Here is a 13,477-nt window from a genome sequence, read left to right as displayed (position 1 = left end):
CTTCGCGAAGACAGCGCCCTGCTTCTTGTGGGAGGGCGCCTTGCGGCGGAAGACGAGCAGGTCGGTTGAGACGTCGGTGCCGGCGGCCGCGGCGTGCGCTCCGTTGGGCAGCCGGATCGCGCACACCAGGTCAGCGAGCTCGCCCATCTCCGCGCGGGCGGCCTTGGAGGACTTGTCCAGGGTGCCGGTGGAGGTGATGAACGCGGCCACTCCCCCGACCCGCACACCTTCCAGGGCCTTGATGATGAAGTGGTCGTGCATGGGGAAGTTCCCCGGGTTGTGCCGGGGGTCGCTCAAGCGGGCGGAGTGGAACGGCACGTTGCCGATCGCCCCGTCGTACTCGCCGGGCTTGATCCGCGACTTCTCAAATCCCTCGTTGACGATCCGGGCGTGCGGGTACAGGGCCTGGCTGATCGCCGCGGTCACCGGGTCGAGCTCGACACCGGTCATCTCGGCGCCCTCGGGCGCCATGCCGATGAACGTGCCCACGCCGGAGCCCGGCTCCAGCACCCGGCCGCCTTTGAACCCGAGTGCCTGCAGCGCCCGCCAGATCACCTTCACGAACGCTGCGTCCGTGTAGTGCGCGTTCAGCGTGGTCCGCTTCGCGGCCGCGTACTCCGTCTCGCTCAGCAGGTCCCGCAGCTCCGCCTGCGCGGCCTCGTACTTCTCCCGCCGGCTCCTGGTCCGTTCCCGCGACGGGGCGAACAGATTCGGCAGCGCACCCCATGACGACCACCGGGCCAAGACCCGCTTCTCCTCGGCAGTCGCGCCCCGGTTCTCGCCCTGGATCAGCCGGAGGACACGCAGTGCGGCGAGGTTCGCCTCCAGGCGAGCCATCGGTGCGGCCGGAGCGAGCTCGTTCTGGTCCTCAGGGCGGAACGCCCCCTCACTGGCCGCCATTTACAGCAGCCCCTGACGGCCAAGAGCCTCATCCGAGAGCCCCGTAAGCTCCAAAAGCCGGGTTGGAGCACCGGCGCGGAGACGGGCACGCTCCGCGGCGCTGAAGTCCCCCGGCCGGCTGCGGCCCGCCAGCAGGTCGTGCAGATGGTGCTCGCGCCACTGCTCCTCGGCCAGCTCGGCACCGGTGAGGTGCGGGTCATCGGCCAGGTCGACGTCGTCGTCGGCAGGCAACAGCACGAGCTCACGCAAGACCTCGGCCTCGGCCTCGTGACGCAACTGCTGGAGACGGCCGACCCGCTCGAGGTAGGACTCCCCCGCCACGGCGGGCGCAGTCAGGCGCTCGGCAGTCCAGCGGACCCGCACCTCGTCCTGGACATCGCCGCCCAGCTCGGTGAAGAACGCCTCGGGATCATCGATCTCCGCGATGCTCTTGGCCCGGAAGTTCTGCCAGTGCTGCTCCGCGAGCCGCCCATACTGATTCACGTACACACTCCCCACGTCCGGTGGGCAGCGCAGAACGATCAAGGAATTGAGAAGGTCCTCCTACGCTGCCAACAACCGATGCTTGACGGTGAGAGGGCTCAAGAGCGGGGCTGAGCTGCAGTGTTCCGTGGAGCGGGAGCGATCAGTGAAAGATCTTGCCCCGCGGTCCGCATTACGGAATGTGTGCATGCTGGTTCAGCAGTGCAACATCCGCATGACCAACCCTCAGCGCGTGATCGACCTCGAAAAACGTCCCGGCCCTCATCGGCCTCTTCGTCCGGGACGGTGCGCTGGGCGGCCGGGCACGCCGGCTGCCGGACCGCCGGGACCACGATCAACAGCAACTTCCAGTTCGCAACCCGCACGAGCGACGCCACCTTGTGGTCCACGTATTCGCCAGTGAGCTCGCCCTCGCCGCAGGCCTGTATGGCCAAAACCAAAAAGGCTAGCCGCATGCAGTCCTTGGGTGACTGAGCCTCAGCCCAAGAAAGCCAGCCACAACGATGCGGTCAGTCGACCTAGCAGGCGCGCGTGGCAGCTCAAGATTCACCGGGCATCGGCCACGCTACTTTTTGCCTGCGCGCTGCGGTACTCCCACGTGGCCGCAGGTGACGACACTGCATGCCCGGCACCCCGAGGACCGGAGCGCTTGCGCGAGGACCGCAGGGCATCCCGAGCGGACCTGCGCTGGGTCACCCCTCCTGTTATGCACTAAGAGGAACGCGCGGCCAATAGCGTTCTGACCTGCGAAAACACCTCTCTTGAGGATGCAATGAGGTGCGGTTCATCATGCAAAACGAGACCGCTCATGTTGAAACAGGAGGCCTCTCATCATGCAACCAGGGACGTCTCACGATGCAACGAGAGACCATCGACTGTAACTTTGAGGAACAGTAAGATGCGATGAGAAGCCGGTCGCTTGAAGCCCGCAGGCGCGATTCTCGTGGCGGGTGGATCTGTCATCTGGGTGAGCCAGGAAGGGCGACGTTCGACGGTGCTCGATGCCGTGGATTCCCCCGGAAGGGGGATGAAAGTGCCCTTTGGCGTGGGGCTGTTGTTCTGAGAAACAGTGCTGTGCAATCATCCCCGCGTCCACTGTTTCCCAGGGGAAAGGTCGAGCTTGCTGACATGTCAGCAAACCCCGCACCGCTGCGGCGCCTCGCCGACCCCGCGACGGGAGAGGTCCATGAGTTCTACGACCTGGACGACAACCGTCGCCCCACTTACAACTTCCCAGGAGGCTTCACAGCAGTAAGCAACCGAACCGGCCTGCAAATCCTGTCGAAGGAGTCCGGGCTCACCCCGTCCGACCGGGACGTCCTGGCACTTCACGTCCACGGTCCGGAACGACGAGGAGATGTGCTCCGCTGGCCTCGTGCGCGGATGTCCGAGTTTCTCGGGATCAGCGCCCGCACCGTAGCGACCGCGATCAAGCGCCTGACCAAGGCCGGGTACTTGTTCGAGGCTGAACGGCACGGACGTGTCATCTACTACAAGGCCAGTCCGCATCACGCCTCACGGGAGGGCGGTGAGCGGCAGCGTGAAGACGCCGCCACCTACCGACTCCCTGTCGCCCCCGGTACTCCAGAGCAGAAAGGTCGTACAGCATGAGCGCACCGCTTGCCTCTGAAGGCATCGAGCCCAAGGTGCTACGCAAGTTGGTGGGGCTGCCGCATCCACAGATGCGGATCGTTCTCTTCTACCTCACCGCCGAGAAGGACCCGGAGTTCAGTGACGCCGTGGTCCTGACGGGCGAGAAGGTGGCGAAAGAGATCGACATGAACCGGCCCCTTCTGTCCAGGACGATCCCTCGCCTTGTGGAGGCTGGCTGGCTTCGTGTCGCCTGCCGCCACGGGAACGTCACGTACTACGGGCTTGGCCATGAGGCCGAGCCGAAGCCGAACAACGTGGTGCCGCTCCGGCGCACCGCGTGACCTCCTGAGGCGCGATCCAGCTCGGGTCGTGCCTCAGGGAAACAGCATGATGCAGGGGCTGCACATCATTGTGCCTGTAAGGAACAGAGTCGTGCAGCTCGTGGCGGTGCACCTTGCTTCGCCACAACAGAGACGACGCAAGAGCGGGAGGCGGTTCGCCTTCCGCTCGTGCGCATGGAAAGGGGAAGAGATGGGTGACGGGTACGTCAAGACCGGGTGAAGAAGCTCCAGACCGGGTCGCCGCACCTGCGGATGAGCAAGCGGTTCCTCGGCGTGCTCGGGCTCGGTGTGGATGCGTGTGCCGGGGGCAGCCCACGTGACCTGATCGGTGACGCTGGGGCTGGCAGATGGCCTTCACCGTCGGGCTGGTCGCATTGAGCGAGGCGCTGATAGTGGCCTCTGGCAACCTGCAGACAGCCCCTTCGAGCGAAGGGGCTGTCTGCGTCTCCCTATGAGGCTACTTTCGCGCTGACCAGGCCCAGGATGAACACCGCGGCAGCCAACGAGGACTGGTCCAACAACCTCCCCGCTCCGTGCCATCCCTACTCACACGTCTTTGCGCCCCGGCAGGAAGTTGTCCAGCACCACGGCAAGGAACTTGGTGTGGTCCGGCAGCCCTGACGCCGCGACGAAACCGTCGATCGTCGCATGCTGCGCCTTGGTCGGCTTGTACTGAAGCTGCACCGGCCCAAGGCCCCGCAGATCGCCGTCGTCGGCCTTCACCGCGAAAAGCATCGACTGGAACTTCGGCGCGCGGCGGGCGTCGGATACGACCTGGGCGAGCTCCTTGTCACCAGTAACCGCGTACTCGACGGCCTGAAACACGATCTGCGTGTGAGTGAGATCGCTGTTCTTGGCGTACTTACGGAAGCGGCTGGCCACGTTCGTTGACACGTAGAAGCCAACAGGCTTCGCAGTGTCAGCGTCGTCGACCAACTCCGGTGCCGCTTGCTCAGCTACCTGCGCCGGCTGCGGAATCACGGCCACCGGACGCGAAGCGGACGGTGCGGGCATGGTCTGGATCGGCGTCGGGGGCACGATAGGCGCGGCCGAAGGGCCAGCTGCCCACCCCGCCATGGTGTTCGACGGCGTGCCGCCACCGCTGAAGAGGTTGCCCACACCCTCGTCGGACATGTTCTGCTCGCCGTCCACGTCGTTCTTCTTGTTCTTGGGCGGTGTCATGCCGCAGCTTCCTTCCTCAGCTCGAGAGCCCGGGTGAACATCTCGTCAGTGAAACCTTCGTAGTCGGCGGCCAGCCCTTCGGCTGTTTCGGGCACCGAGCGGTCGCCTTCGCGCCGCTTGTCCGCCAGCTCTTGTACGAGCAGTCCGCGCTTGCGCACTAGACGTGCCACCGACTCGGTGTGCCCGATCAAGTGCTTGAACATGTGAGCCTCTTCGCCAAGAACCTTTTGCACCTGGCGGCGTACGTCGGCATGGATGCCGGAATATGTGCGGCCTGTGTCGAACAGCAAGACCCCTAGCAGTTCCACGTAGGGGTTGAGCTGGCTGACGAACCGTACGTAGGAGAACTCCATGCCGATCTGCGCGAGTCCGTCTTCGGCGCCGCCGTCGCTCTTGACGGGGATCACGAGCCAGCGTGCGGTGGCGAGCGCCAGCCGCTGCAGCGAGGGGTTCTCGGGCGGAGTGTCGAGGACGATGATCTGGTATTCGTGCGCGATGGGCAGCAGGCAGTAGAGCAGGCGGAGGTACGCGTGAGGCCCTTCCTTGGCGAGCAGCGTGTGGAAGAAGATCCCGAACTCGTCGCCCAGCGCCGGCCCGCCCATGACCACGTCGAGGTTCTCTCGCACGTTCCGCTGCGGGCGCAGCGGTGTCCCGTTCCTCAGTGACTCGAGGAGTCCCTGTCCCCCGTCGTTCCACTCGGCCCGCTTGTAGCCGAGCTCGCGTGCGATGTTGCCCTGCGCGTTGCAGTCGATGATGAGCGTCCGAAGTCCGTTGCGCGCGGCCTTCCCGGCTGCGTTCGCGGAGACGGACGACTTGCCGACACCCCCCTTGCCATTGCCGAACATGAAGATGTGCGACAGCGATGCCCACGGGATCTGTGGGAGCTGCTGGGAAGCGGCGGGTGCCTCAAAGGGACTGGCCATGGTCCTCTCACTCATTCCTGGCCCAAAACCTGGGCGCGATGTGTCCAATTTGGGGAGGTATGGGGGCTGGAACTTCGCTCAGAACGATCCTGCGCTCCAAATCGCTCCACTGCGGTGGGAAGTAGGTCCCGATCCGCCTCTCCGGAGCTCGGAAACGCCCCAAAACCGGCATCACCGCTGCTCAGGTCTACCGCTCGGGACGACGCACCAACAGGGGGATCAGTACCGAGCCATGCAATCTCTACAGTGTTGGACTCCGCTTGGTGCCAACCAGGGATACAGGCGATAGATCTGGTAGATAGACAACTTGATGTACCCACAAGAACCGTCACCTCCTGAACAGTTGGGGAACCAGGCGGGAGAGACGTTACCAGGGATGCGTACGTGCTGGTGGCTCGGCACGCCGATCTAAGGGTTGCCGAGTAGCCTTACTGACCTGCGGTGATGTCAGGAAGCGGTCCCGCAGAACGATCTACTCGCCGGTCTGCAGCCAAGAGCGCGTCCGACCCCATCTCAATACCCGTTGCAAAGCTGGCCCGTTCACACGCCAGGATGCACACCTCATAGTTGGCCGCCCTGTCGGCGGTCGTGCAGGCATCTATGCCCACTCACCCTCGCGCCTCCGTATCTAGAAGCGGATGGACAGGCGACCAACCCACCTACTGCATGCGCCGCCACATCAGATTGCGCACGACCAAGCGTGCGACCAATGCGGCACAACGAGGGACCCGAAACCAGACACGTGATGAGACGTGTGTTCACACCCAGGACTAGCCCGCCGAACTGACAGAAACACAGGCCGCCCTGGAAACGAACAGTCAAATGACCTTTCGTGCCGCCACTCGGATATGGCGAGACATCCGCGTTCGGATGGGATCGCGAACGGCCAGTCCCGCCGTCCACTTGGCAGGCCGTCATGCCCGCCGCTTCACAGCCAGGGAACCCCGCGTGCTGACGCCATTGGTGACTGACGGTCATGCCGTCGAACCTGCTCGGCATCAAACCCCGACCCGGACAGAGCTGCCCACTCCGTGATCGACCCAGCGATGCACCCTTACCCCGACCTGGGATCCTGCTGGACTCCCAGTAATCAAGCGAACGCAGGGGCAAACAAGGTGCTGGATCAGGAGGCACATCTGCAAGCTGACCACCTGACGTGCAAGGGAGCCAGCCTCGACAAAGGTCCAACGTCTCACATTCGCATGGGTATGCCTGACTGCATCCAGTCTGGTAGCCAACTTCACTCCCAGGCACACCCCCAGTCGCACCTACAAACTTGCAGGACGTCATATGCAAACGCGAGCCATGATGCAAGTCTTGTGCAAGGTAGTAGTACAGGCCTGCGCAACAGCCTCTCGGGAAACCTGCTCTATAGCCCCTACTCATGCGGAGTGACGTGCATGCGACCGAGCTGACTTCACTGCGCATGCTCACCCCTTCCGCCATGCTTGCGTGCAAGCTTGCATCAATGTTTGCGCGATTATTTGTTCATGCAGGTCAGGTGCCCTTTTTAGGCTCCGCGTAAGGTGAACTCTACCTGCCCGCGTTGTGCCGTGGGGCGCTAGATCAGCAAGTGGATCCGTGGCAGTTTGGTGCGCAGTGACCCCACGCCTCCAGGATTGCCCGGCCGTCCAACATCCGCACAGCTCTCGAGCGTTGGAGGGCGAGGCGCGACGGGGCGAGTCGCTAAGGGTGCTGCCAGGGTTACTCGAGCTGAGGTGATTCGGACGAAAGGGCGCGGGAGCATGCGCGCTCAGCAGACGTCCTGACACCTAGTTCTATCCGCACGACGCGCCCGTCGCGCGCACAAGAGATCGCTGAGCTGTGCGCATGAACTCATCGTGACCCACCCCGCGGCGTCGACGCAGTCTAGGGAGCTCGGGCTTACAGGAAGATCTCAGAGTCGACGAGTCGATGGCCTGAGTGGGACGGTGAAGGACGATCCCTCTACACACGGCCTTGGCGTCTCAACGCGCACCACGTCAACCGCTCGAAGGCGGAGAGCCAGCCCTAGACGTCAGCCGTCGATCCACACCACGCCCGCGGAAGAAGCCGCTCGGCCAGCTGAACGACTTGTTGCCGTCAAGAGCGCACGACTCGCGCAGCACGAGGTCCCAAAATTGGCGGCTGTCACGCTCCATTCGCGAAGACGGATGCACTCGTTCTGCGAGTAGTACGCAGCCAGCCTCTCGAACGTGCCCAGCACTACTCCAGCCTCAGATCTCACACCGCAGCCCACGAAGGGCCAGCGAGAGCGACATAGGGCTGTGGCTCATACGAGAGCAGGACCACGTGGCGGGCGTCTCTACTGGCAGGTCCGCAGGTTCAGTCTGTCTCATTGGCGGTCCCTGCACGCGATGCCGCCCGCTGCCTCGGGGGCCCCAATGCCGTGAGAGGTCTGGTCTCAGCCGAGAACCGAAGTCGACCATCTCAAGGATGTCGGCTACACAGGCTGAGTGCATTCGACATCCGAATTGAGCGCATCCGCGGCACGATCCATCCTCGCAGTCGCGTAGTGCTGCGGACCTGACTGGCGCCATCAGCTCAGGCCCAAGGCGTGCTGGAACGTACGCGGTACCGACTTGGAGGCGCCTGAACAACCACGGTCCGACGAGCCGGCGCAGTCTCGCCCCTGGTCTCCGTCTCAGGTGAGCTGAGGTCCGTGTTCACGCAGCACTGATTGCGTTCTCGGTTCTCGGTCCACAAACCTCCAGTTCAACCAGCCACGCATCAATTGCAGGGGTCAGCAGGGGAGCAACCCAGTCGGCGGGTGGCTCATCAGAGATCACAGCAGCGATGCGCCTCAGGAGAGAGCAAACTGCTGCACATGGCTGCCGAGGAGCGGCTGCGAGGGGGAACAGATCTTGTCGACTCTCACGCAGTTCAACGCGCGCCGCAGGCCGCCGTGTCCAGCTCCCTGGCCCCGATGACTGCATCAGATCCTGTGAATGCACCAGGGAGTGGCAGGAGCAAGTCCGGCTCTGCAGGCTGGCGTCCCAAAACCGCTCGAGAATCGTGCGCGGTCAAGGAGACTGCAGCCCCTGATGCCCGTGTCCCGGACAGAAGCCACCTCGGCCACAGCCTTTCGCGGCGGGGTCGCGTGAGCGCACCACAATCTCTGAGAGCTCCCCACAGAACTCATTTAGGGTTCAACTATCTGGCGGACTCGACTTCGTGATGCCAGTCTGTTCCGCCAGCCAGGCGGCCAATAGCGTCAGATGGAGTTCGCTTCATCCCAAACCCACCGCCCGTCCGAAGCCGCATACAACCCCGCGATGACCTCACCGGTGACGGCGTCGATGGCGCAGCCATCAGCGCGGAGGTATTGCGACTGGGCCACGGCGGGGTGGGGGAGAGGGGCCTGTCGCGCGCCACGGCGGCGTTCGGCGAGTCGTACTTGTTCGTGGCGCCAGTGAATCCGGTGGGCCTCATGGCGTCTGCGTCGCCGCTCTCCCGCGCCGGCGGTTCCCAGGCGCTCGGCGGTCTCGGGCCACCCGGCGACGGGATCGGCGCACTCCTGGGTCGGTGTTCCGATGCCCTCCAGGGCAGTGGGGTAGAGGTGGTAGAGCTCTCCCTCGTGGCGGACGAGGCCGAGGGTCTTGAGCTTTCCGAGCTGTCGGTAGGCGGTTGGACGGGAGATGGAGGCGCTTGCCTGAAGTTCGGTGAGGCTTTGCCCGTCTCGTTCGGCCAGGGCGGCCAGGACGGCGAGTCCGCTGCCTCCGAGGCCGTGGTGGGCGAATGCGTCGAGGTGCATCAACTGACCGGCTGTCTGGGAGTCGATGTCGGCACCGGTGTCGGGTTGTCTCACGTCTGGGCCACTCATGGCCCCCCCAGCCTCCGGCCCTTTGGGGGTGGACCAGTGGTGAGACGTGGTGGAGGGCACGCGGGATATGAGCATCCAGCGGGATCCTTCGGTGGGGGACCCGTTGTCGAGCTGGCGCAGCACCTTGGTGTGGAGGAGGCGCTGGTTGGAGTTATGGGCGGTGGTGCGGCTGCAGCCCATTCGTTCGGCGAGTTCGCGTTCGGAGACGGTGTGGTCCCAGCTTCCGGCCTTGGCGCAGATCTCCATGCGGGCGATGAGGTTGCGCAGGTCGGTCTTGCCGGCGGTGCCCTTCCAGGGGGTGCATTCGATGCGCGAGCGGAAGGCCGCCAGGGCGGCGTGGAAGTCCTGGCGTGTCGTGATGGGGGCGGTCGACTGGACGTACTGCTGTGCGCCGTCCCAGGCCCGCTGGAGCCATGCGGCGGCTTTGTCGTAGCCGCGGCGGTGCTGGAGCATGCGGGCGTGGTGGCCAGCCTTGTACGGGCCGTCCAGCAGGACCTGGAGGAAGGAAGAGCGGTGCCATCCGGCTCGAAGCGCGTCAGCAGCCAGCGCCCGCGTGATGGCCCAGGCGTGATCGGAGGAAGAGGAGTTCTTGCCTCCGCGCTGCTGGTTCGCCACCGAGTAGGCGCCGTGCCGGTCTCCATCCAGAAGAAGGCTGTGCATCCGGGGCGACAGGGCTGGAAGGGCCGCGAGAAGCCCTCCCCCCTTGGTGGGCAGAGACCGGGGTGACGCTTCGGGGCGCCTGCGTCCTCGGACTGACGGCACGACGTCCCACGCAGCCCCGGGGCATTGCGTGTTGGCGGGGGGACCGACGGGCGAGGCGATTCGCGGCTGGCCCAGGGACTCTATGAGGGTCAACGGGATCCCACCCAGCGCTGGCGCCGAGCGGTGGTGGTTCGTCTGCAACTTGCAAGGCGGGGGGAGAAGATAGGGCAATTGGGCACACTGCAGTGACAGAAGGCAGCGGCGTGCTGCATCATGAAGCCGGTCCGTTCCTGATCCTGGGAACGTCAAAGCCCTACGGGGCTTTGAGCTCTTGAGGGAGAGTGATTCGCCCTACTTCCAAGGAAGTAGGGACTCGCTCGACTTGCCGGTCGGGCGATGACGTCGGGCGTGCGGCGGAAGAGGTGGTGGAACACCTCTTCGGACGCGACGCCGGCCCTGTCACGGCATGTGGCCAGGGCCGATTGGCTCTAAGACACTCATCCTCCAGTGCAAATTGGAGCCGAGTTGTCCAACTCGGCTGTCGCGTATGCGTGTTGCATTGAGCGAAGTCAACGAATGTCGTGTCAGACAGCCTTGAGTAGGGACCCTTCTCGAGGGCGCATCACGACAGTCGTCTGCGTAGCGGACCTCACCGCCGAACGAAGCATCGTCCCGTATGCGACGCAGGCGGAAGCTTGGGCTGCCGCCGGCACCACGATGCTCAGGGCCGCAACGACGCGTGGTTCTGCTCCTGGAACTGCAGGCGCACCGGGGAGCCTGCGCAGTGGGGTAGACACGAGCCGCCAGCCCGGGAGCGGTGAGCAGGACTGTGCGACCTGGCTGGCTCGGATGCGCCGGAGGTCCTCTCGGGCCGACTCGTCGTGCCCGACGAGGTGGGCCAGCATTACACGTCCAGGAGCGTCGAGATCCAGCGGCGCCTGCCGGAGTTGCCGCACAGCGCCCGGCGACAAGGCAAGTTCGCTTCGGAAACGCAGATCGTTCGATCCGGCAGCCGCTATGCATACCCGTTCGCCGGTTACGGGCACGTAGGTGTGTAGCAGCGTCACATGACCGCTGCGTTTGAAGACGTGTCTCAGCAGTTCTCCGGTGCCCGGTGACGAGGGAAAGGCCTCGTGGATGAGGCCCGGAAGACTCTCTCCCGCAGACGCCTTGTGGGTTGCGATCTCGTAGTACCCGGTCCTGGGGCGGGAGCACACCTCGGCTGCAACCAGCTCCAGCAGCCGGCGACGGACCTCTGCGTCCTCCAGGCCCGAGCGTTCCACGATGCTGTGAAATCGGTGTGGGCCCGGCCCGAGTTGCTGCAGTACATGCAGAACTGCCATCGCCCGGTCATGGCGCTGGGCCTGGAGGGCGCTGAGCTTGCGTGTGTCCATAGGTCTCCCTGATCCACCTGTCGCCGCCGCCTCCGGGCGGTGTGAGGCCTTGGTGTTCCGAGGGATACCTGGCGAGTTTGCCGCTGGCCAGGAATGGGCCGTTCAGGAAGCGACGCTTCCGGTAGCAGGGAGTGAACGGGTGCGCACTCACGCGTGTAGCGTTGCCCGTATTGACTGTTATCTGACTGCGCTTCGTGATCGCAGCGTCGAGACACTGTTACGAAGAGCAGCGCCGATGTATCGACATGTAGTCACTGACTTGTTGGAATCACCCACGGCCTTGTGGCAGTTGAAGCCGGCCGAGTGGGATTGCGAATGCCGCGGAAGCGCCTAGCCAGGTGAGCCACTGCTACTTTCCCGTTGAACTATCGAAGATTGAACCTTCTTTTGGGTCCGCAGGGGGACACGTCGCCTCGGGACGCGCCATTTATACGTACCGCAATTACGCATAAAAACTTTGCGTAGCGAGGCGACTCGCCAGCGTGCATGCTTCAGAGGTCGAGCAGTCCACGTCTGACGTTCCACGGGACATCAGCGGCCGTCTTCCCCCACAGCGGCCCACGGCATGCCGCGAAGTCCGCGCGTGCAGTTGTGGGACTCGAGCCGTCCCGTCCGTACCGGTCTGCAGAGCAAACAGCCGAGGGGGATGGCGCCTTGTACCAGACGCTTCAGTACACGGAGACTTCAACGCCGCTCGCCACGCGGGAAATTGAAGGTATCCGCAACCACCGGCTGCACGAGTTCATCAAGTCGCGCCGCGAGCATCTTGGGCTCACGATGGATCACATGGCCCGCCGCCTTGAGATGACGTCGCGTGGGTACTCGAACTGGGAACACGGGATCACCAAGCAGTGGACTGAGGAGAAGCTCCGCAGTCTCGGCGAGGCGCTGGAGCTTCCCGATCCGCAGCTGACGAGACTCTTCTGGCTCGCGGTGGGGCGACCGCCCCAGCCTGGACCCCTCTCGTCCAGCCGCCACACCAGTACGGGCGCCGACACGCACTCACCCCTCCTGCGGGACTACACCGTTCTTTTGAACGCTCTGTCCCTGCCCTCGTTCGTGGTGAACCACCGGTGGGAGGTGCAGAGCGCGAATAGCGCCTACCGCGACCTGTTCACCACGGTTCGCCCTCACCCCACAGCCATGCCTGCCCACAGCCTCTGCCGCTTCGCCCTCTTCCACCCGGACGCTCCGGACGTGCTGATTGACCACCGGCAATGGCAACTGGCCATGCTCGCCCATTTGGCTGCTGCTCTCGAACGGCACGGCCAGGACCCGCATCTGCAGGCCATGCGACGAGAGGTGTACATGCACCCATCGCTGCGCAACGCCTTCCTCGACGACGTGCCGCGCTGGACCGCGGGGGTATTCAGCGCACAAGCAGATCCGGACGTACGCCGGATCCGTACCGAAGATCCCCTGGGCGCGATTCAGACGTGCCGGATCGTCGAGGAGAACGAACGGTCCCTGGAACTAGCCGGGTTCTCCCGCGTCACCCTTGTACTGACGCCCTTCGAAGGGGCCGTGCGCGACGAACGGCAGAGGACGCATGACCATTCAGGCTGGTAGGAATGCCCGGGAGCGCGGTCTCACCTGCGAACAGAGGGCGCCGAGATCTGCGAGGTCAGCCCGTGAGTCCGGTGGAATCCTCCAGCGGCTCGGTGATGTCCATGCTGAGGATGATGAACCGAGCGCCCGGCGCGGATGCCGGCGTCGCGGAGGCCATCTCGACGGTTCCCGATCCCAGCTTCCTGTGGAAGAAGGGGCGTGCGTCGCCGTCCGGCCTGAAGTAACTCCCGACTTTCGGCTCGATAGCCGCCAGAATCGGGTCAGCAAGAATGTCGGCCCACAGCTCCTGGAGTCCCGCGTTCGTGGGGAACTCTTCTACCATGTAGCGAACTGATGCGACGCTCTGCGGGGCCCAGGCGGTCTCCCACTCGCCCAGGACTTCATCGCGGGCTTCATCACTGAAGAGCATCCAGCGGATCATGTTCTTCGGTGGCACGCCGTCACGAAAGAACTCGACGAACGAAGAGTTGTAACAGAGCAACTCCCATTCCACGTTGGTCAGGTAGGCCGGGTCCGCGATCCCCTCAATCACCTTCTTCCACACAGGGAGCGAGGGGACCGTGACAC

Annotated in this window: 8 protein-coding genes and 1 pseudogene; 3 read left to right on the top strand and 6 right to left on the bottom strand. The window is 64.4% G+C overall.

Annotated elements, in window-relative coordinates:
• Together ACWFR4_RS45705 and ACWFR4_RS45700 are read right to left on the bottom strand one after the other, a co-directional pair.
• Window positions 1–900 (bottom strand): annotated as a pseudogene (locus ACWFR4_RS45705) (hypothetical protein); the annotation flags it as partial.
• Window positions 901–1,383 carry a hypothetical protein gene (locus ACWFR4_RS45700; protein ID WP_453657534.1) on the bottom strand — a complete coding sequence of 161 codons (483 nt, stop codon included), beginning with the start codon at window positions 1,381–1,383 and terminating at the stop codon, window positions 901–903.
• A 1,128-nt stretch (window positions 1,384–2,511) separates the two neighbouring features.
• Between ACWFR4_RS45700 and ACWFR4_RS45695 the strand changes: the two genes are divergently transcribed.
• Window positions 2,512–2,994 carry a winged helix-turn-helix domain-containing protein gene (locus ACWFR4_RS45695; protein WP_453657532.1) on the top strand — a complete coding sequence of 161 codons (483 nt, stop codon included), beginning with the start codon at window positions 2,512–2,514 and terminating at the stop codon, window positions 2,992–2,994.
• Window positions 2,991–3,317, top strand: a complete 327-nt coding sequence (locus ACWFR4_RS45690; RefSeq protein ID WP_453657530.1) for a hypothetical protein — start codon at window positions 2,991–2,993, stop codon at window positions 3,315–3,317. Before ACWFR4_RS45695 ends, ACWFR4_RS45690 begins: the two co-directional genes overlap by 4 nt.
• 546 nt (window positions 3,318–3,863) lie before the next feature.
• Here ACWFR4_RS45690 and ACWFR4_RS45685 read toward each other — a convergent pair.
• The 3 genes from ACWFR4_RS45685 to ACWFR4_RS45675 all read right to left on the bottom strand — a co-directional run bounded on the left by ACWFR4_RS45685 (window position 3,864) and on the right by ACWFR4_RS45675 (window position 9,905).
• On the bottom strand, window positions 3,864–4,499 hold the full coding sequence (locus ACWFR4_RS45685) for a hypothetical protein (RefSeq protein WP_453657528.1): 636 nt from the start codon (window positions 4,497–4,499) through the stop codon (window positions 3,864–3,866).
• A complete protein-coding gene (locus ACWFR4_RS45680; RefSeq protein ID WP_453657526.1) occupies window positions 4,496–5,422 on the bottom strand; it encodes a ParA family protein in 927 nt (308 codons plus the stop codon). The genes ACWFR4_RS45685 and ACWFR4_RS45680 overlap by 4 nt, the downstream gene beginning before the upstream one ends.
• A 3,214-nt stretch (window positions 5,423–8,636) precedes the next feature.
• Complete coding sequence (locus ACWFR4_RS45675) at window positions 8,637–9,905, bottom strand: helix-turn-helix domain-containing protein (RefSeq protein ID WP_453657524.1); 1,269 nt, start codon at window positions 9,903–9,905, stop codon at window positions 8,637–8,639.
• 2,090 nt (window positions 9,906–11,995) lie between these two features.
• Here ACWFR4_RS45675 and ACWFR4_RS45670 point away from each other — a divergent pair.
• Entirely contained in the window at window positions 11,996–12,910 is a 915-nt protein-coding gene (locus ACWFR4_RS45670; protein ID WP_453657522.1) for an MmyB family transcriptional regulator, read from the top strand.
• Between the two features lie 55 nt (window positions 12,911–12,965).
• Here ACWFR4_RS45670 and ACWFR4_RS45665 read toward each other — a convergent pair.
• Window positions 12,966–13,477 (bottom strand): MmyB family transcriptional regulator (locus ACWFR4_RS45665; protein ID WP_453657520.1); only part of this gene is annotated, 512 nt, incomplete at its 5' end.

The sequence above is a fragment of the Streptomyces sp. NPDC055140 genome, assembly GCF_053607285.1.
Note: the sequence above shows the minus strand (reverse complement) of the source record. Positions and strands in the feature narration are given on the sequence as shown.

What these genes read in the sequence shown, in the direction of transcription:
- ACWFR4_RS45695 (WP_453657532.1), top strand. Translation starts at nt 2,512, where the DNA reads ATGTCAGCAAACCCCGCACCGCTGCGGCGCCTCGCCGACCCCGCGACG.
- ACWFR4_RS45690 (WP_453657530.1), top strand. Translation starts at nt 2,991, where the DNA reads ATGAGCGCACCGCTTGCCTCTGAAGGCATCGAGCCCAAGGTGCTACGC.
- ACWFR4_RS45685 (WP_453657528.1), bottom strand. Translation starts at nt 4,499, where the DNA reads ATGACACCGCCCAAGAACAAGAAGAACGACGTGGACGGCGAGCAGAAC.
- ACWFR4_RS45680 (WP_453657526.1), bottom strand. Translation starts at nt 5,422, where the DNA reads ATGGCCAGTCCCTTTGAGGCACCCGCCGCTTCCCAGCAGCTCCCACAG.
- ACWFR4_RS45675 (WP_453657524.1), bottom strand. Translation starts at nt 9,905, where the DNA reads ATGCACAGCCTTCTTCTGGATGGAGACCGGCACGGCGCCTACTCGGTG.